This window comes from Anaerotignum sp. MB30-C6, from assembly GCF_030908465.1.
GTDB lineage: Bacteria > Bacillota > Clostridia > Lachnospirales > Anaerotignaceae > Chakrabartyella.
Window position 1 is genome coordinate 1,285,480 of record NZ_CP133078.1, and the last position, 18,346, is coordinate 1,303,825.

General features: G+C 37.1%; 18 protein-coding genes. 17 read left to right on the plus strand and 1 reads right to left on the minus strand.

What is annotated here, in order from left to right:
- The first annotated feature begins 7 nt into the window (after positions 1 to 7).
- The 9 genes from RBQ60_RS06530 (at position 8) to RBQ60_RS06570 (ending at position 11,162) form a co-directional block, all read left to right on the plus strand.
- Positions 8 to 1,948, plus strand: a complete 1,941-nt coding sequence (locus RBQ60_RS06530; RefSeq protein WP_307885767.1) for a DNA polymerase — start codon at positions 8 to 10, stop codon at positions 1,946 to 1,948.
- Between the two features lie 55 nt (positions 1,949 to 2,003).
- On the plus strand, positions 2,004 to 2,219 hold the full coding sequence (locus RBQ60_RS06535; protein WP_003762658.1) for an SHOCT domain-containing protein: 216 nt from the start codon (positions 2,004 to 2,006) through the stop codon (positions 2,217 to 2,219).
- 61 nt (positions 2,220 to 2,280) lie between these two features.
- The gene (locus RBQ60_RS06540; RefSeq protein WP_307885768.1) at positions 2,281 to 3,843 is read left to right on the plus strand and encodes a recombinase family protein; all 1,563 of its coding nucleotides are present in this window, start codon (positions 2,281 to 2,283) and stop codon (positions 3,841 to 3,843) included.
- The gene (locus RBQ60_RS06545) at positions 3,844 to 4,260 is read left to right on the plus strand and encodes a recombinase (RefSeq protein ID WP_307885769.1); all 417 of its coding nucleotides are present in this window, start codon (positions 3,844 to 3,846) and stop codon (positions 4,258 to 4,260) included.
- A 19-nt stretch (positions 4,261 to 4,279) separates the two neighbouring features.
- Positions 4,280 to 5,842, plus strand: coding sequence for a recombinase family protein (locus tag RBQ60_RS06550; RefSeq protein ID WP_307885981.1), 1,563 nt, complete (start codon positions 4,280 to 4,282; stop codon positions 5,840 to 5,842).
- Positions 5,843 to 6,333: 491 nt separating this feature from the next.
- Positions 6,334 to 7,818, plus strand: a complete 1,485-nt coding sequence (gene lsa(E), locus RBQ60_RS06555) for an ABC-F type ribosomal protection protein Lsa(E) (RefSeq protein WP_307885770.1) — start codon at positions 6,334 to 6,336, stop codon at positions 7,816 to 7,818.
- Positions 7,819 to 7,871: 53 nt separating this feature from the next.
- Positions 7,872 to 8,675 (plus strand): lincosamide nucleotidyltransferase Lnu(B), encoded by an 804-nt coding sequence (lnu(B), locus tag RBQ60_RS06560; protein WP_307885771.1) that lies wholly within the window; start codon positions 7,872 to 7,874, stop codon positions 8,673 to 8,675.
- A 442-nt stretch (positions 8,676 to 9,117) separates the two neighbouring features.
- The gene (locus RBQ60_RS06565) at positions 9,118 to 10,314 is read left to right on the plus strand and encodes a hypothetical protein (RefSeq protein ID WP_307885772.1); all 1,197 of its coding nucleotides are present in this window, start codon (positions 9,118 to 9,120) and stop codon (positions 10,312 to 10,314) included.
- Between the two features lie 146 nt (positions 10,315 to 10,460).
- The gene (locus tag RBQ60_RS06570) at positions 10,461 to 11,162 is read left to right on the plus strand and encodes a hypothetical protein (RefSeq protein ID WP_307885773.1); all 702 of its coding nucleotides are present in this window, start codon (positions 10,461 to 10,463) and stop codon (positions 11,160 to 11,162) included.
- Between the two features lie 24 nt (positions 11,163 to 11,186).
- On the opposite strand, the gene RBQ60_RS06575 is transcribed toward RBQ60_RS06570, so the two are convergent.
- Positions 11,187 to 11,429 (minus strand): helix-turn-helix domain-containing protein, encoded by a 243-nt coding sequence (locus RBQ60_RS06575; RefSeq protein ID WP_304509952.1) that lies wholly within the window; start codon positions 11,427 to 11,429, stop codon positions 11,187 to 11,189.
- Between the two features lie 102 nt (positions 11,430 to 11,531).
- On the opposite strand from RBQ60_RS06575, the gene RBQ60_RS06580 reads away from it, so the two are divergent.
- The 8 genes from RBQ60_RS06580 to RBQ60_RS06615 all read left to right on the plus strand — a co-directional run bounded on the left by RBQ60_RS06580 (position 11,532) and on the right by RBQ60_RS06615 (position 18,334).
- A complete protein-coding gene (locus RBQ60_RS06580) occupies positions 11,532 to 12,053 on the plus strand; it encodes an SLOG family protein (protein WP_307885774.1) in 522 nt (173 codons plus the stop codon).
- A 46-nt stretch (positions 12,054 to 12,099) separates the two neighbouring features.
- Positions 12,100 to 13,758: an antirestriction protein ArdA gene (locus RBQ60_RS06585; RefSeq protein WP_307885775.1), complete on the plus strand. Its 1,659-nt coding sequence runs from the start codon at positions 12,100 to 12,102 to the stop codon at positions 13,756 to 13,758.
- A 1-nt stretch (position 13,759) separates the two neighbouring features.
- Positions 13,760 to 14,041 (plus strand): DUF4314 domain-containing protein, encoded by a 282-nt coding sequence (locus RBQ60_RS06590; RefSeq protein ID WP_307885776.1) that lies wholly within the window; start codon positions 13,760 to 13,762, stop codon positions 14,039 to 14,041.
- Positions 14,038 to 15,231 carry an antirestriction protein ArdA gene (locus RBQ60_RS06595; RefSeq protein ID WP_307885777.1) on the plus strand — a complete coding sequence of 398 codons (1,194 nt, stop codon included), beginning with the start codon at positions 14,038 to 14,040 and terminating at the stop codon, positions 15,229 to 15,231. Before RBQ60_RS06590 ends, RBQ60_RS06595 begins: the two co-directional genes overlap by 4 nt.
- 84 nt (positions 15,232 to 15,315) lie before the next feature.
- Positions 15,316 to 16,059: a BRO family protein gene (locus RBQ60_RS06600; protein WP_307885778.1), complete on the plus strand. Its 744-nt coding sequence runs from the start codon at positions 15,316 to 15,318 to the stop codon at positions 16,057 to 16,059.
- 89 nt (positions 16,060 to 16,148) lie between these two features.
- The gene (locus RBQ60_RS06605) at positions 16,149 to 17,111 is read left to right on the plus strand and encodes a DNA adenine methylase (RefSeq protein ID WP_307885779.1); all 963 of its coding nucleotides are present in this window, start codon (positions 16,149 to 16,151) and stop codon (positions 17,109 to 17,111) included.
- A 13-nt stretch (positions 17,112 to 17,124) separates the two neighbouring features.
- Entirely contained in the window at positions 17,125 to 17,604 is a 480-nt protein-coding gene (locus tag RBQ60_RS06610) for a hypothetical protein (RefSeq protein ID WP_307885780.1), read from the plus strand.
- The gene (locus RBQ60_RS06615; protein WP_307885781.1) at positions 17,597 to 18,334 is read left to right on the plus strand and encodes a DUF3849 domain-containing protein; all 738 of its coding nucleotides are present in this window, start codon (positions 17,597 to 17,599) and stop codon (positions 18,332 to 18,334) included. The genes RBQ60_RS06610 and RBQ60_RS06615 overlap by 8 nt, the downstream gene beginning before the upstream one ends.
- Positions 18,335 to 18,346: the final 12 nt, after the last annotated feature.

An 18,346-nucleotide genomic window follows, 5' to 3' on the forward strand; every position in this document is an offset into this window, starting at 1 on the left:
GGTAGCTATGAAGAACTTAGAAATTGATATCGAAACCTATTCATCTACCAATCTACAAAAAAGTGGTGTTTATCGTTACGTAGAAGCAGATGATTTTGAGGTGATGCTGTTTGGTTATGCGGTTGACGGTGATGAAGTTAAGGTCATCGATTTGATGAATGGAGAAAAGATTCCAAAAGAAATCCTAGATGCCTTAACCGATGAAACCATTACGAAGTGGGCATTTAATGCTCAGTTTGAGCGAGTATGCCTTTCACGTTATTTGGGCTATCCCACTGGGACTTATCTAAATCCTTCCTCATGGAAATGTTCCATGGTTTGGTCTGCCTATATGGGTTTACCACTTTCTTTAGAAGGTGTAGGTGCAGTGCTAGGGCTTGAAAAACAAAAGCTGACAGAGGGTAAAGACCTGATCCGTTACTTTTGTGTTCCCTGTACTCCAACAAAAATAAATGGTGGTAGAACCCGTAACCTACCTACTGATGAAATCGATAAATGGCAAAAGTTCAAAGCATATAACAAACGTGATGTGGAGGCAGAAATACAGATACAACAAAGATTGATCAAGTTTCCAGTGCCAGAAGACATCTGGGTTGAGTATCATCTCGACCAAGAAATCAACGATCGAGGCATAAAGGTGGATATGGATTTTGTTAAGCAGGCCATCGCCATGGATGACATCTCTCATGAAAAACTACTAACCGTCATGCAGCAGATAACAAATCTCGATAACCCTAACTCCGTACAACAGATGAAAGGATGGCTCTCTGAAAACGGTCTAGAGATGGAGACACTCGGTAAGAAGGCGGTTGCAGAGAAACTTAAGGAAACCGATGGTGAACTAAATGAAGTTCTTTCACTTCGTCAGCAACTGGCAAAATCCTCAGTAAAGAAATATACAGCAATGGAAAATGCGGTTTGTGCAGATTCTCGCGCCAGGGGAATGTTTCAGTTTTATGGAGCTAACAGAACCGGTCGCTTTGCCGGTAGGCTAGTGCAATTACAAAATCTCCCTCAGAACCATATGCCAGATTTAAAAGAGGCGCGAACTATTGTCAGAAATGGTGATGTTGAAACACTAGAACTGCTCTATGAAGATATACCCGATACACTCTCACAACTAATTCGTACAGCCTTTGTACCAAAAGAAGGTCATAAGTTTATTGTGGCTGACTTTTCAGCCATTGAGGCTCGTGTGCTTTCATGGCTTGCAGGTGAGACATGGCGAACGGATGTATTTGCTAGTGGTGGTGATATCTACTGTGCATCTGCCTCACAGATGTTTGGTGTTTCCGTTGAAAAGCATGGTGTGAACGGTCACTTGAGACAGAAGGGTAAAATTGCTGAATTGGCACTTGGCTATGGTGGTTCTGTTGGTGCATTAAAAGCCATGGGCGCATTAGAGATGGGGCTTGAAGAGGAAGAATTAAAACCGCTTGTGAATGCCTGGAGAATGTCTAATCCCAACATCACACAGTTCTGGTGGGATGTAGATCGGGCGGCTAAACAATGCGTAAAGGAAAATAAATCACAAGAAACCCATAGCATCGAGTTTCATTGTCTTAGTGGCATGCTTTTTATCATTCTTCCCTCAGGTAGACGGCTTGCCTATGTAAAACCTCGAATCGGTGAGAATCAGTTTGGTGGTGAGTCTGTTACCTATGAAGGAGTAGGTGGAACAAAGAAATGGGAGCGTCTTGAAAGTTACGGTCCTAAGTTTGTAGAGAATATTGTTCAAGCTATATCCCGTGATATTTTGATGTATTCAATGAAGATGCTTAGTACTTATCGTATTGTGGCTCATGTCCATGATGAAGTCATTATTGAAGCCAATACTCAAATATCTGTTACTGAAGTATGTAAACAGATGAGTCAAGTGCCACCTTGGGCAAAAGGGCTGCTCCTTGATGCCGATGGCTATGAATGTGAATTTTATCAAAAAGATTAATGAAATCATCAGATTTCACCTCCTGCCATGGCTACTAGGTAGGAGGTGTTTTTCTATGAACATTTATGAAGTAAAAGATGGTTGTCCGTTAAAGGGTAAGACCGAGCAGATGACAGAGGAAGAATTACAAAAGGAATATGATTTTCACATAGCGGAGAGCATTGTCGCAAACCTATATAAAGAAGGCAAAATCACAGCGGATGAATTACACAAAATATCAGCCTTGAACAGGCAGAAATTCTCTCCCCGTTTAGCCGAGATTATGTCCTAAAAAGCTTGCTATTAATAGCTTTTAGAGTGATGTATGTAATGGGCGAAAGCGAGGTGAGATGATGAAAAAGATAACAAAAATAGATGAACTGCCCCAGGGACAACTACCTAATACGAAACTTAGGGTTGCCGCCTATGCCAGGGTCTCAACCGATAGTGATGAACAGCTTGAAAGCCTTAAAGCACAGCGTGAACACTATGAGCGCTATATTAAGTCTAATCCAGAATGGGTATTTGCTGGTCTTTATTATGACGAAGGGATCTCCGGCACCAAGATGGAGAAACGGACTGAACTGCTCCGTATGATACGAGATTGTAAGCAAGGTCGGATTGATTTTATTATCACCAAATCAATCAGCCGCTTTGCTCGTAATACAGTAGATTGTCTAGAGTTAGTACGAAAACTGATTGATATCGGTGTTTATATTTATTTTGAAAAAGAGAATCTAAATACGGGTGATATGGAAAGTGAACTGATGCTTTCTATACTTTCAGGGTTTGCTGCAGAAGAGTCTGCATCCATTTCACAAAACTCAACATGGTCCATTCAAAAGAGATTTCAAAACGGCAGTTATGTAGGTACTCCACCCTATGGATATACCAATATAGATGGTGAAATGGTAATCGTCCCAGAAGAAGCAGAAATCATCAAACGTATTTTTGCAGAGTGCCTTTCAGGGAAAGGTGGAGGTACTATAGCAAGAGGTTTGAACAAAGACAAAATCCCTGCAAGTAGAGGTAATCATTGGAGTGCAGGTACGGTGATAGACATGCTTCGAAACGAAAAATATATGGGTGATGTCCTACTACAAAAGACTTACACCGATAGTAACTACAATCGCCATCCAAATACAGGCGAAAAAGACCAGTACTATTACAAGGACAATCATGAAGCAATTATTAGTAGAGAAGACTTTGCTAAGGCGCAAGATCTCATTGATGAGAGAGCCAAGATGAAGTGTAAGGGCGTGAAAAAGAACGTTTATCTTAATCGATATGCTTTAAGTGGCAAGATGGTCTGTGGAGAGTGTGGTCGCAATTTCAGGAGAAAGACAAATTACTCAGTTGGCAGGAGCTACATTGCTTGGAGTTGCATCGGTCATATCGAAGACAAAGAGAGCTGCTCCATGTTGTTTCTGCGAGATGGGGAAATCAAAGCCACATTTACAACCATGATGAATAAGCTTGCTTTCAGTAACAAGCTAATCCTAGAGCCACTTTTCAAATCAATTAGCCAAATAGATGAAGAAAGCGACCGTGAAAGAATGGACGCTATTGATAAGCGACTGGAACAATTAATGGAAGAACGCAATACCCTTATTACACTGATGGCCAAAGGTTTCCTGGAGCCAGCTCTTTTTAATCAGGAACGAAATGTTTTAGATAGTGAGATGAAAAATCTTTCAACTGAAAAAACAAACCTGGTAACGAACTCTACGAGTGGGGTTTTACGAGCAAACGATATAAAGGACCTCATTGATTACGTGTCAGCAGATAATTTTAATGGTGACTACACGGAAGAGATATTTGAAGAATTTGTAGAGAACATCATTGTAAATTCCAGGGATGAGCTGACATTCAATTTGAAATGCGGTCTTTCCCTGAAAGAAAAGGTGGTGAGATAAATGGCATATATTCCATATGGATACAAAATTCAAGATGGAGTGGTTACTGTCGATGAAAAGGCAGCAGGTCAAGTAAAGGCATTCTTTGAGAAATACATATCAGGACTTTCCCTTACAGTGGCTGGCGAACAGGCAGGTATTGATAAGACACATTCTGTGATGGGTCGCATTTTGAAAAACGTCAACTACCTTGGAAATGATACGTATCCAGCAATTATTGATAAAGAGATATTTGATAAAGCTGAAGAAGTTAGAGATAAGCGTGCAAAGGATTTAGGACGAGTGGTAGAGCTTGCCGCTTTCACCTCTCCCCCTCCTAAAGAACGATTTAAAATGAGAAAGGCAGATAATAAGATGCCAGTTGATCCTTTTGAACGAGCAGAATACTTATATAGTCTGATAGAAAGCGAGGAATAAAGTGACAGAGAAAAATATAATGGTTATTCCTGCTCGTAAAAGAGTAGGAAGTACAGCCGCAAAAGAAAAGATAAAGAAACTTCGTGTTGCTGCCTATTGCCGTGTTTCTACAGAAACAGAAGAACAAAATTCTAGCTATGAGGTTCAGGTCGCACACTATACAGAGTTTATAAAGAAAAATAATGAATGGGAGTTTGCCGGTATCTTTGCAGATGATGGTATCTCTGGTACGAACACTAAAAAGCGTGACGAATTTATTCGCATGATTGCAGAGTGTATGGACGGTAACATCGACATGGTTATTACAAAATCCATCAGCCGATTTGCGCGTAACACCCTAGACTGCCTTCAATACATTAGACAGCTCAAGGATAAGAACATATCCGTCTATTTTGAAAAAGAGAACATCAACACCATGGATGCCAAAGGTGAGGTTTTGCTGACGATTATGGCATCTTTGGCACAACAGGAAAGCCAGAGCCTTTCACAAAACGTTAAGCTTGGGCTACAGTACCGATACCAACAAGGAAAGGTGCAGGTCAACCATAAGCGATTTATGGGCTACACCAAAGATGAAGATGGAAATTTAATCATTGTTCCCGAAGAAGCTGAGATTATCAAACGCATCTACCGAGAATACCTTGAAGGTCAGAGTCTAGTGGGCATTGGTCGAGCCCTTGAAAAGGATGGTATTTTAACAGCAGCGGGAAAACCAAGATGGCGACCAGAATCAGTTAAGAAGATACTTCATAACGAAAAATACATCGGAGATGCCCTCTTACAAAAGACTGTAACTGTAAATTTTCTAACCAAGAAACGAGTTAAGAATGAAGGTCATCTTCCCCAGTATTATGTTGAAAATAGCCATGAGGCGATTATTCCTAAAGAGTTATTTTTGCAGGTGCAAGAAGAGATTCATCGAAGAAGCAATATCTACACAGGAGAAGGCAAGAACAAACGAATTTATAGTAGTAAGTACGCTTTAAGTGCCATTACCTTCTGTGGAGATTGTGGCGATATTTATAGGAGAACATATTGGAATATTCACGGCAGAAAAGAATTTGTCTGGCGATGTGTGACTAGAATCGAGCAAGGTCCTGAAGTTTGTAAGAACCGAACTGTAAAAGAAGATGAACTCTATGGTGCTGTTATGACTGCGATTAATAAACTGCTTGCAGGTGGCAATAACATGATAAAAACACTGGAAGAAAATATTCATGCTGTGATTGGCGAAACCACAGAGTATCAGATATCAGAGATTAACAACTTGCTAGAAGAAAAGCAAAAAGAACTCATCAAGCTGGCTAATAAGGGTCAAGATTATGAACACCTAGCAGATGAAATTGATGAGCTGAGAGACAAGCGACATGCCCTTTTAGTAGAAGATGCCTCTCTCAGTGGCGAGAACGAGCGAATCGATGAATTGATTGAATTTATCCGCAAGAACAAATTCCGCACCTTAGAATATGATGATAAGCTTGTGAGGAAGATAATCCAGAATGTTACAGTCTACGAAGATAACTTCATCATAGCTTTCAAATCTGGCATTGAAATGGAAATATGTAAATGTTGTGATATATGAAGATAAACTCACGTTAAATTCAAATCAAAAGTCAGAATTGATATAGAGTTGTAATCTTTAGAAAGAAAGCAGAAAAATTATATTGGATTTTCGAAGATAATATGATACAATAAAATTACTTGGAGGTGGAAGAATGTATAACTTTTCTTGCTAACTATATGATGCATAATAAGATATTTAAAGAAACGGCTATAGAACCGTTTGTTTTGTTATGCAAATTGCAAGAAAGTTAAGTATTCGACACTCAATAATACATTACAGTAACCTTATGTTTAACAAAAGGTAATAATAGTATTTGTTTTTGAGCCGTAAGAATTTACTTTCTTGCGGCTTTTAATATTTGTAAAAGAAAGGAAGATAAATGTGATAGACAATGATACTATGTCATTCATGACAAAATCCATGCAGAGTTGGATAACATTATAGAGTAATTAATGCCGAAAACCGACTTTGCTTATAAAATTTTTATAATGTAAGGGAGGAAGAAATACATGTCCTTAATAAATGTTTCAAATCTAACTTTTTCATATGAAGGAAGTTATGACAATATTTTTGAAAATATAAGTTTTCAGATAGATACAGATTGGAAACTCGGTTTTATTGGAAGAAACGGACGCGGTAAAACTACTTTCTTAAATTTATTGCTTGGCAAATATGCGTATTCCGGCAATATAAGTTCTACAGTTAAGTTTGAGTATTTTCCTTACGATGTGGAAGATAAGAGTCTATATACAATTGAAGTAATGAAGAGTATTTGTACCGAATGTATGGATTGGGAGATTTTTCGTGAAATATCATTGCTTGATGTTCAAGAAGATGCTTTATATCGTCCGTTTAATACACTGTCAAATGGTGAGCAGACAAAGGTTCTTCTTGCAGCTTTATTCCTTACAGCGAGTTGTTTCCTGCTTATTGATGAACCTACAAACCATCTTGATCTCGATGCACGTAATGTAGTGCAAAACTATTTGAAACGCAAGAAGGGGTTTATTTTGGTATCTCATGATAGAGGCCTACTTGATCAATGCGTTGACCATATATTATCTATCAATAAAACGAATATCGAAATCCAAAAAGGAAACTTTACTTCTTGGTGGGAAAACAAAACGTTACAAGATAATTTTGAATTGGCGGAAAACAAGAAACTCCTTAAAGAAATAGGAAGGTTGTCTTATGCAGCAAAACGTAGTTCAAACTGGTCAAATAAAGTAGAAAAAAGTAAATATGGAACAACAAATTCTGGCTCAAAACTGGATAAGGGTTATGTTGGACATAAAGCTGCAAAAGCGATGAAACGTGCCAAAAATATTGAGTCAAGACATCAAGAAGCTGTTTCACAAAAATCAGAGCTGCTCCACAACATCGAACAATATGATGACTTAAAAATTTCGCCACTTGAATTTCACAAAGAGTGCCTAATAGAAGCGAATGATTTATCATTGTCTTATGGAGATAAAGAAGTATTCAGTCATCTTAATTTCAGAATCAATATAGGTGATAGAGTTGCCATTATAGGAAAAAATGGGAGTGGTAAGTCTAGTATCCTAAAATTGATTAATGGAGATGATATTAAATTTACCGGAAATTTTATGTTAGCAAGTGGACTAAAAATTTCTTATATTTCGCAAGATACTTCATATTTAAAAGGTAATCTATCTGAGTTTGCCTATAATAATAAGATTGATGAAACTCTATTTAAAACGATTCTTCGTAAACTGGATTTTAATAGAGAACAGTTCGATAAGAACATGGAGGATTTTAGTGCTGGTCAGAAAAAGAAAGTACTAATTGCTAAAAGCCTTTGTGAAAGCGCACATTTGTATATATGGGATGAGCCATTGAACTATATTGATGTTTTTTCACGTATCCAAATTGAAAAAATGATTTTGGAATATTGTCCTACACTATTGTTTGTGGAGCATGATGATGCTTTTTGCTATAATATTTGTACGAAAAACATTAATTTATGTCTGTAGAGATTTTGAGTTGCCACAATAACTAAAAGATATTTAGATGAAAGGGTAAAGAAATGTTAAAACAAAAAGAATTAATTGCGAATGTTAAGAATCTTACTGAGTCAGATGAACGAATAACAGCTTGTATGATGTATGGATCGTTTACCAAAGGAGAAGGTGACCAATACTCTGATATAGAGTTCTATATATTTTTGAAAGATAGTATAACCTCGAACTTTGATTCATCCAACTGGTTGTTTGATGTAGCTCCGTACTTGATGCTTTATAAAAATGAGTATGGAACAGAGGTAGTTATTTTCGATAATCTTATACGTGGGGAATTTCATTTCCTTCCTGAAAAAGATATGAACATAATCCCCTCGTTTAAAGATTCAGGTTATATTCCTGATACGAAGGATATGCTTATTTACGATGAAACAGGGCAATTAGAAAATTACTTATCAGAGATAAGTGGTGCAAGACCAAATAGACTTACTGAAGAAAATGCTAATTTTTTGTTGTGTAATTTCTCTAATCTATGGTTGATGGGAATCAACGTTCTAAAAAGAGGAGAATATGCTCGTTCATTAGAACTCTTATCTGAACTTCAAAAAAATACACTACAACTGATACGTATGGCAGAAAAAAATGCTGACAATTGGCTCAACATGAGTAAAAACTTTGAAAAAGAAATTAGCCTTGAAAATTATAAAAAATTTGCAAAGACCACTGCTCGATTAGATAAGGTAGAATTATTTGAAGCCTATAAAAATTCTTTACTGTTAGTTATGGATTTACAAAGTCATCTTATTAAACACTACGACTTAAAAGTTACACATGATATTTTAGAAAGATTGTTGAATTACATTAGTGAATAGGAGAGTAACGTTATTTCCAGTATTGGCTACTAAGAATTAACAGTATACCTCAGTTTTCAAAAAACAGCGAAGTCTATGGATATGTTCCCACATACGCAAGCACTCAGTGGATATGTTCCCTCAAAGAGGACTTCAATTAAAAATATTTAGCTTTCTAATTTTTGACAGCTATCCCCTCATCTCAAAACACGTTGAAGCGATAATACTGATGACGAAATGTGGTTCGGATGGAGAAAAGTAGTATTTGACCACAAGATATTGTGGTTCTGGGACGATTTTGAGGCTTGAAAATGGGCAAAAAAGTGCTATTTTTGAGCCTTAAAAAATGGAGAAAATATAGATGACATAGTGAAATTTTAGGAGAATTAAAGATTTTGAGTATGATTAGCTAAAAACCATACACATGATTATAAATCGAATTGGTAAGGAGGGAGCCTGTATAATGGAACAATTACTATTAGAAATATTGTCATTAGATGCATATCGTAGCATAAGTTATTATGTTTGTCATTTGACGCTTCCTTTATATAGACATTTCGGAGGAATAAAATGGAATGGAACTCAAAATTACCTCAAACCGCTAGTAACTGAAACAAGACAACTCATAGAAAGAAGCGGAATATCCCAAGAGACTATTCTGCAACACTTGGCGAATGATATTTCAAATTCTTCATATCTATTTGTTGCACAGGCTATCCTTGTTTATGCTGTTCCAATTAAACTAGATGATATGCAAAGATATAACATTGTCACAAGGCAGACATCATTACCTAAAGATATACATATTGATGATGAAATACTTGCATGTGCCTTAGTTTGTTATGTATTAGATGGGAATAGGTATTCAGAGTGGGATTTTAATATAATTGTTCCAGAGGAAAAGTTTTTTTATCCAACCAATGATTATCACTTAACCAAGGTAGAAAATATTGATTTTCGGCAAAGTGGTTTTATTTTTGATAATAAATATTATCTTTACAATATATTTATAGATAGAAAACCTCTCCATGCAGGGGAACCCATTCCTGCTGTGTTCAGAATTATGCAAGATGGTGTTGATATAAGCAAAGCAGACCTCCTTTTTCGATTAGATGAACGATTAGCTATTGAACTTGATAAAGCAGAAATTTGTCACTATGAATTTTTTGAAAAATTCTATGGGCCATCATTTCTTTTTTCGCAAACTAGATTAGAAAGAGCAAAGAATATTACTGTCCACTATGATCCTGAAACATTTAACAAATTATTGATGGTCATTAAGAGGGATTATGATACTATTCTTAATGAAGAATTTTGGCATATTGAGGTAGAGCAACTTCCAAATATTGCAGAAACTTATAAGCCTAAGTATGTATTAACAACTTTTGTTCACGGAAAGTATTACCCAATCAGAAAAGCATTTAGACATATTGATTTTATAAAAAATGAGTATAGCATAGAGAAATATAAGCAAAAACATAACGGATGTTCTAATTCAGATATTTCAATTGACTACTATACTGAAACAAAGGATGAACATTATAAAATATGGTGCATAGAAAATATAGATATGAGCGAAGAGTTATGGTATGAACTCACCTTAGTATCTTTAGCTCCGAAATATAAGATTTTATTCAATGAGATGTTAGAAAAAATATAATGGTTATTAGCAATTCAATTTTCGTTTATATGATTTAACAATAAATTAATTAATTAAAATTAATAGACTAAGCCTTAGGTCAACTTAAGACCAACAGACTTAGTCTATTTTTTATGTCCAAAATCAAAGAGAAAGGAAAGATGAAAATGCCAAAATTATTTATGTACGGCACAAGGTTACAGGAGCTTGAGCAAATGATGATGCTTGTGCCCAACTTTACGAAGCGGGGGAAAGGATTGATTGTATTAAAAGGATTTCCATTCAGTAAAGAAGATACCGCCTGTCGGTTTTGCACCGAATACCTAAAATGCAAGAGTGATGAAAAGAAGTGCTTAGTCTTATCCGAAAGATTGAAAGCTAACTCAGTATCTTATGAAAGCATAGTTAAAAATACTTTTAAAGACTTCAGAGAATACAATCTCAAAAAAAGATTGAGTAAGCTGATTTTACAGTTTAACGGTGATTTCTTTTGTGACAGCAGTCACCGACAGCGATTTGAAAATATTATCAAAATAAAAAACAGAGTGGTAAAGAATATTGATTATCAATTTCTTGCCACTCTGTTTTTGCTTACAGCAGATCATGAACTATGGGACTGGTCCAACCCACATATTTATTTAACTAAGATAGATTTTAAATCTATTCATTTAAAAGGGATTGATACCAACAGATATGCTGTCTATCAAACAGCAAAGACAATATCTACAGGAAAAGAATATATTAAGTTGAATGAAATTGCCGATGAAAGTCTTATTGATGAGAAAACCTTTCAAGCTATCGTTCATGCCATACTCCTTGCCAAGTATGGGCAAGAGGTATTAAGTATTGCAAATAAAAAGAGCCTGTAAAAACAGACTCTGTATCAGCGAGATTTACTTTTCATAGGTCATTAATTCGGAAATCGTGCAATCCAAAACAAAGCAAATACGAGTGAGGACATCAATGTCCATACGCTCAATATTTCCGTTGTACCATTTATCGGCTACTTCAAAACGAATGTTGGCAAGTTTAGCAAGCTTGCTTCTAGTCAAATCTTTGCTGTCCATGAGTTCTTTTACATGAAAGCTGATTTTTCCATAATCCTTAATTTCAAAAATCGAGTTGCTGTTGTTCATATTAACCACCTCTCTATAACTATTCTATATGCAACATTACGTATTGACTATATACATATAAATAGATACTATGTATATAGTATAAAAAGGAGGAATAAAACTATGCAGAAAAAAGAAAACAGTATATGCTTTAGCGGTCATCGCAGTGAAAAGCTGCCGCAAAGCAAAAAGCAGCTGGAAAAACTCAAAGAAAGATTGTGGGAAGAAATCGATGAGGCAATCGCAGATGGTGTAAACACCTTCTACTTCGGAGCCTGTTATGGATTCGATTTAATGTGTGCAGATACTGTATTGAAACGAAAAAAGGTTATCAAACCAAACGATCCAAAAGAAATTAGATTGATTGCTGTGATACCATTCGAAGAACAGGCAAAAAAATGGGATGAAACAAATAGGGACATGTATTATGACATACTGGAAAAGTGTGATGAAGCGTTAATGCTGAATACATATTATTGCCCGGGCTGTTATAACCAGAGAAACCGATACATGGTGGAGCAAAGCAGTAAAATGATATGTTACTATGACGGCGGTAAAGGCGGTACAGCATATACCGTAAAATATGCAGAACAAAACAATCTGCATATTAAAAATCTATATGAAAATAAAAATAAGCCACTTTAAAAGGTGGCTCATTTTTAATGTCAGAAACAAGAATGGAGGAATGAATTTGAGAATTGCAATCAAGAACCCCGTAAACCAAAGATCCGAAACCCTATGGTTTCCTTGGAAAGCGGAGGACTTTGAAAGAGTTTGTGTGGGCTTAGAAATCGAGCCAAGCATAAAAACAAACTGCACTATTGCTGATACATCAGACGAAAGGCTAAATACTCTCCTAAAAAATAGGGCTTGCAATATTGATGAACTGGATTACCTAATGAAAAGATTGGACAGTTTCGATAATGATGAACTGCAGACGTTTTATGCAATGACCTACGCAGAAAAAGCAGAAACTACGGCAGAACTCATTAGTATCACCTTTAACACCAACTGCTGCGGCCTTGTTGCCGATTTCAGCGACCTTGACGCTGTAGGCAAGAAAATGTACCTAACAGAGCAAGGAGCGGTCAGTGAGAAAGAATTGCAAAGCTTTGACGGCAGAGCATATTTTGAAAAACAGCTTGCTCAAAACCAAAAGCCAAGGGTTACTCCTTACGGAATTCTATATCAAAACAAAAACCCCATACAGACAATTTATGACGGAAAGCACTTTCCCCTGTATCATTGGCAAGATGAAATTGCTGAGTTGGAAGTCGGAAAAGACGGATATAGTCAATCTCTTTATCTGCCTTGCACTCAAATGCAAATACAATATGTGTTACTGAGATTGGATGCCGAATCTCTTTCAGAATGCAGTTTAAGCCTTATAAGTGAGCACTTTTCAGACAGAATGCTTGAAATTATAACTTCCGAAAAGCCACTATGCGAAAATATGCACAATCTTAATTACTTTGCAAGTAAGTTTCGAGAAATGGGCACACAAGAAGAAAGCTATTTTGAAAAGCTGATGGAATATGTTAAGCCAAATAATCAAAAGGACTTAAAAGCACTGCTCGACAGTATGTATGAGTTTGAACTCTTACCTAATATCCATAATGCTGAGGAATACGGAAAATACATAATCTGCGATAGTGGTCATTTTGAATATGATGAAAATATTGAAGCATATATAGATTTTAAGGCATATGGACAGCAGAAAATTGCGAATGAAAATGGTACATTTTCCGATAAAGGTTACATTCTTTATCACGGTTATAATGGGGAACTCGCACAGGTTTTATGGGAACATCTTGGAATAGGAATACCAAAACAAGACTTTCAGGAACTAAAGCTGTATATGCCACTTCGTGGGAGCACGTATTATGATGAAAATGACTATGGCGACCTTTGTCAGGTGGATTATAAAATTGATGTTTGCCCAGATGAGCTGGCGGAATATAAAGATGAAATTTTGCAAGCCATTGAGAGAAATGCATTACCCGAAGAAACGAAACGTGGATTGATGAGGTACTATTGCGATCAGGATAGCGTCAATGCAAAAGTAAACAAATATGATTTCTCAGTGGAAGAAGTGAATGGTCAGCTGATGGGAGTTGCAAGCCTCATTTTAAATGCACCCCTTGATGATATGGAACTTGCCAGAATAAAAGATGAAATTACAGGACAAGCCAGTGATGGCTGGGGCGAGGGCTTTGAGCAAAGAGAAATTAAATGCAATGGTAAAGATGTGTACGTCAGCTTTTGGGGAGCAAAGAACTGGAGTTTACAGACGGCTGAAGAAATGGGAATAGAACAGCAAAATCATGAGCTGAAATTTGGAGGGATGTAAAATGAGAGGATATCCGACACAGGCACAAGTTGAAAGAATTAAATTGCAATATCCAGCTGGTACGAGATTAGAACTGCTTAGTATGTCAGATCCGTATTCACCTGTACCACTCGGTACACAAGGAGAGGTAACTTCAGTTGACGATATGGGAACTCTGCATATGAAATGGGACGATGGTCGTTCCCTTGGTTTAGTAGTAGGTGAAGATAGCTTCAAAGTTATTTCAAGGCCGCAGGAGGAACAAACTATGGATTCCCCTAAGATGGGAGGAATGAGCCTATGAAAAAAGTAATGCAGGCAGAACTCAGTGATAAAAGCGGAAAGCTATTTACAAAAATAGAACTCCCGGCCACTTTTGAAGAAATGGAGGACTGCTTAGAAAAAATACACGGCACATCTGAAAACAGCAAGGTTATTTCTGCGGAATGTTTGATGGAATATGACCTCATTGGAGAAAAAGAACTGGAGCCATGCAGTTTGTATGAATTCAATCATTTTGCAACAGTAGTGGAAAATTTAGATGAAGTGGATCAACAGCGGTTTGAAGCCTTGACGGTTCTTGCCTGTAAAAATGATGCGATAACGGTAAATGAACTTATAAATATAGCAATGAATCTAAATGAAATAGATATGCACTATATTCCCGTTCTTAATGATAAGGAACTTGGGGACTTTTATATTGATAATGGGTTTTTACCACAGCTTGATAATTTTCCTACGGATAAAGCCGATTGGATGATTTCTCATATCAACTGCAAAAAAGTGGGTAAAGAAATGCGTGAACAAGAAAATGGCATATATTGCGGCAGGGGCTATGTGGTCTTAAATGAGAAACTGGAACAGCTGTATAACGGAAATTTTTCTGTTCCTAAGCCAAAAGGTTATGTGTTTTGTTTAGAGATTGCCAAAGCACCCATAGGAGATATTCCAAATGATGAATATACCGTAACACTTACACTGCCGGCAAGCAATCGTGACATTATAACTGCTGTAAAGAAAATTGGGGCAAGCGCTCCTCAAGAATGTGTATTTTATGAGTATGAAAGTACCATTCCACAGCTTGAAGAAAAGTTTGAGGATATGAGTGACTTATATACGCTCAATGAACTTGCAAGAAAAATTGAAACGATGAAAGCCTGTGGTGGTATCCCAAAATACAAGGCATTGCTGAGTACACTGGATAAATTTAATCTGCAGACTGCCTTAGAGGTTACGGAATATCAAAGTGAATTCATCTTAGAAAGTGAATGTGATACTCCATCTGAATATGGAATGAAAATGCTGAAAGACATTGAGCTCCCTTTTAAAGAAGAATTGCTCTTCTATATTTTTGACTATGGATATGGTACGGCATTGATGCAGAAAAATGGTGTTGAGAAAACACCCTATGGAATGTTAGTGCCTCTCTCTGGAGTGGCACTCTCTATGCAGATGGAAGAAAACAAACCAACCATGACAATGGAAATGAAATGAATATAAAGCAATAACGGCCGACAGGAAGATGTGAAAGCATCAACTTGCCGGTCTTTTTTATTTGTACGGAAAGGAAGAAAGTGAATGCATGAATTAAAAATTTTTGAAAACGAGGAATTCGGGCAGATAAAAACCTTGCTCATTGACGGTGAGCCATGGTTTGTAGGAACTGAGATAGCAAAGATATTGGGATATACCAAACCTCATAATGCTCTAAAGATGCACATTGATTTGGATGACTCCCTAAAACAGGGAGTCATCGACAGTATGGGTAGAATGCAAGAAACGATCTTAATTAACGAAAGTGGTCTTTATTCCCTCATCCTCTCCAGTAAGCTGCCAACTGCTAAAAAGTTTAAGCGTTGGGTAACTTCTGAAGTTCTCCCTTCCATCAGAGCCTATGGTGGATATATCACCAAAGCAAAGATTGATGATATTTTCCATAATCCCGAAAACTTATCGGTGTTCTTAAGACAGATGCTAAAGGTAGTAGAGGAAAATGAGAGACTGAGAGGTGAAATTGGCGCATTAGAACCTAAAGCAGATTACTTTGATACTTTGGTGGATAGCAATTTGCTTGTTAATTTACGCACTACCGCAAAGGAACTTGGCATCAAGCCAATGAGATTTACTCAGTTTCTGCTTGATAAAAAGTTTGTGTTTCGTGACACAAAGCAAGTCATTCACCCTATGCAGCCATTTGTTCATAGCGGAATTTTTGAAATCAAAGAGTTTTGCAGAAACGGACACAGTGGTACACAAACACTAATCACGCCAAAAGGCAGACAGTATTTTATGGAGCTGCTTATTGAGTGTGAGATTATATGAGAACCGCAGGCTAAAAGGCTGATTGTCTCACTGCAAATGCAGTAAAGCAGTCGGTCTTTTTTGTTTCTCAGAAAGAAGGTGATAGAAAAGTGAATAGCTTTATTTCATGGATTGGCGGAAAAAAGGCTCTAAGGAAGTTATTATATAAGCTGTTTCCCAAAAATCACACTCGATATATAGAAGTATTTGGCGGTGGCGGCTGGGTACTTTTCGGGAAAAGACAGAGAAAGAATTGTATGGAGGTTTACAACGATTTTAATTCAAATCTTGTAAACCTTTTTTTATGTGTGAAAGAACGTCCGCTTGCTTTTTTAAAAGAACTTGGTTTTTTGCCTCTGTGTTCAAGAGATGAATTTGGAGTTCTTAAGAATTTTATAGAGCAGGAAGAGTTTACTGACGCATATATGGCTGAGGAATTGAAACTGGCAGAAAAATATATTGCTCCTCCGTCTGGTGAAGAAATGAAACTTCTATTTGAAAAGAAAACAGAGCTGTACGAAGTAAAAAGAGCAGCAGCTTTTTTCAAGCTTATCAAGTACAGCTATGGAAGCAGTACAACATCCTTTGGCGGGCAGCCCTGTGACATCCGAAAGTGTTTCAGAATTATATGGGAAGCTTCTGAAAGATTAAAAGATGTTGTCATAGAAAACAAGGACTTTGAGGACTTAATCAAGCAGTATGACAGAGAGGGTGCATTCATTTATTGTGATCCCCCTTACTTTGGAACAGAAGGACATTATGCTGTGGGATTTGCAAAAAAGAATCATGTAAAACTTCGGGATACTCTTTCAGAGTGCAAGGGATTATGGATGGTGTCATATAACGACTGCGAGTACATCAGAGAACTTTATAAGGATTTTTATATTCGCTCTGCTGTTCGTATCAATAATTTGGCTCAGCGTTATGAAGGAGGTGCGGAGTACAGTGAATTGATTATTACAAATTATGATCCAAAGAAGATGATTATGGAGGATTTGAGCCTTCAAATGAACCTTTTCTCCGATTTGGAAGATGAGGACGAACAGTTTGAATATTACTTAAAAGAGGATTAGGAGGAATATGTACATGAAAAAAATAAATGAACAACAAGGCTTGGTAGTTGAAAATGAAATGATAGAGTTTGCAAACTTGGGTGATGAAGTAGTTCTTACCGCAGTAGACCGCCTTATTGTACTGACAAAGTCAAAGATGACGGCAATGGATATGGTGAAAACCATTGCAATGCTTACGGATATCACTCAAAATCTGCTTGAAGTCTTGGCAAAAAACTGCGGTACTTGTGAGGATTGCGGTCATTGTGAAGAAATGGATACAGATAATATTAAACTTCCCGGCTATATGCTAGAAACCGCAGGAATTCCCAAAGAGGCAAAGCTGATTGCTTATGCTGAGGAAGACAGTGGGATAGTGCGTGTGGAACAGGCAGAGTACGACCGTGATATTGCAGATATTCCCGAAGAAATTCGTGAATTACTTTATAACTATGGGATTTGTATGGGTGAACTTGATGCTTTGCTTGTAAAGGGGGAACTTCTTCATGGATAAGAATTATGTATATCCGTACAGCTTTCAGTTTGCAAAGGAAAATCAAGAATTGGATTTATATAAGGAGTCCCATAAAGCAAATGTAGAATGTAGAAATGCAATTGAAGAAGCCATTGCCCAGAATTTTGATGGCTTAAGGCTTGGAAAAAATACAGCAGAACAAATTATTTCCGAGTTTGGATATGACAGAGTCAATTTCGTTCTTGCCAATTCTGTACAGCAAAAAAGTCATGACGGCAGATTCTCTTGTGAGAATAAGGAATGGGCAAAAGAATTCTATATTTCTTCAGATAAGGTTCAAGGCTTTGATAAACGTTTGGAGTTTGCAGTGGACAGCCACCCTGCTGTACTGGATGGATTCATCAATCAGGCAAGACGAGCCTACCAAAGTTTAAGCCTATGGGAGTCGAAACACTGCAACAATCCGACAGGACTTAACTTTGAAGGTAAGGTGATGGTGCTTCATCCCACAAACCTCAAAGATGAGTATAAAAATCCTCGTGATCAGCTTGTTTTGTGTGAAGATGGTTTTGGTTGTTCTCCTACAGCCAGTGGAAGGAAAGTGTTCGGCAGATTTCTTTCCGATGGGGAAAGGTGCCAATATGACCGCAGCGACTTTATCGGAGAGTTGAAAACCGAGCACCTCCCAGATTGGGCATTGAAAAAACTAAATGAGATGGGAGTGAACATGGAGGAAAATCAAGATATGGGAGGAATAAAAATGCAGTAATGAGGAGGATTT

Bases quoted from the DNA above. Each gene is read 5' to 3' on its own strand.
- RBQ60_RS06530 (WP_307885767.1), top strand. From the start codon at position 8: ATGAAGAACTTAGAAATTGATATCGAAACCTATTCATCTACCAATCTA.
- RBQ60_RS06535 (WP_003762658.1), top strand. From the start codon at position 2,004: ATGAACATTTATGAAGTAAAAGATGGTTGTCCGTTAAAGGGTAAGACC.
- RBQ60_RS06540 (WP_307885768.1), top strand. From the start codon at position 2,281: ATGAAAAAGATAACAAAAATAGATGAACTGCCCCAGGGACAACTACCT.
- RBQ60_RS06545 (WP_307885769.1), top strand. From the start codon at position 3,844: ATGGCATATATTCCATATGGATACAAAATTCAAGATGGAGTGGTTACT.
- RBQ60_RS06550 (WP_307885981.1), top strand. From the start codon at position 4,280: ATGGTTATTCCTGCTCGTAAAAGAGTAGGAAGTACAGCCGCAAAAGAA.
- RBQ60_RS06565 (WP_307885772.1), top strand. From the start codon at position 9,118: ATGGAACAATTACTATTAGAAATATTGTCATTAGATGCATATCGTAGC.
- RBQ60_RS06570 (WP_307885773.1), top strand. From the start codon at position 10,461: ATGCCAAAATTATTTATGTACGGCACAAGGTTACAGGAGCTTGAGCAA.
- RBQ60_RS06575 (WP_304509952.1), bottom strand. From the start codon at position 11,429: ATGAACAACAGCAACTCGATTTTTGAAATTAAGGATTATGGAAAAATC.
- RBQ60_RS06580 (WP_307885774.1), top strand. From the start codon at position 11,532: ATGCAGAAAAAAGAAAACAGTATATGCTTTAGCGGTCATCGCAGTGAA.
- RBQ60_RS06590 (WP_307885776.1), top strand. From the start codon at position 13,760: ATGAGAGGATATCCGACACAGGCACAAGTTGAAAGAATTAAATTGCAA.
- RBQ60_RS06595 (WP_307885777.1), top strand. From the start codon at position 14,038: ATGAAAAAAGTAATGCAGGCAGAACTCAGTGATAAAAGCGGAAAGCTA.
- RBQ60_RS06600 (WP_307885778.1), top strand. From the start codon at position 15,316: ATGCATGAATTAAAAATTTTTGAAAACGAGGAATTCGGGCAGATAAAA.
- RBQ60_RS06610 (WP_307885780.1), top strand. From the start codon at position 17,125: ATGAAAAAAATAAATGAACAACAAGGCTTGGTAGTTGAAAATGAAATG.
- RBQ60_RS06615 (WP_307885781.1), top strand. From the start codon at position 17,597: ATGGATAAGAATTATGTATATCCGTACAGCTTTCAGTTTGCAAAGGAA.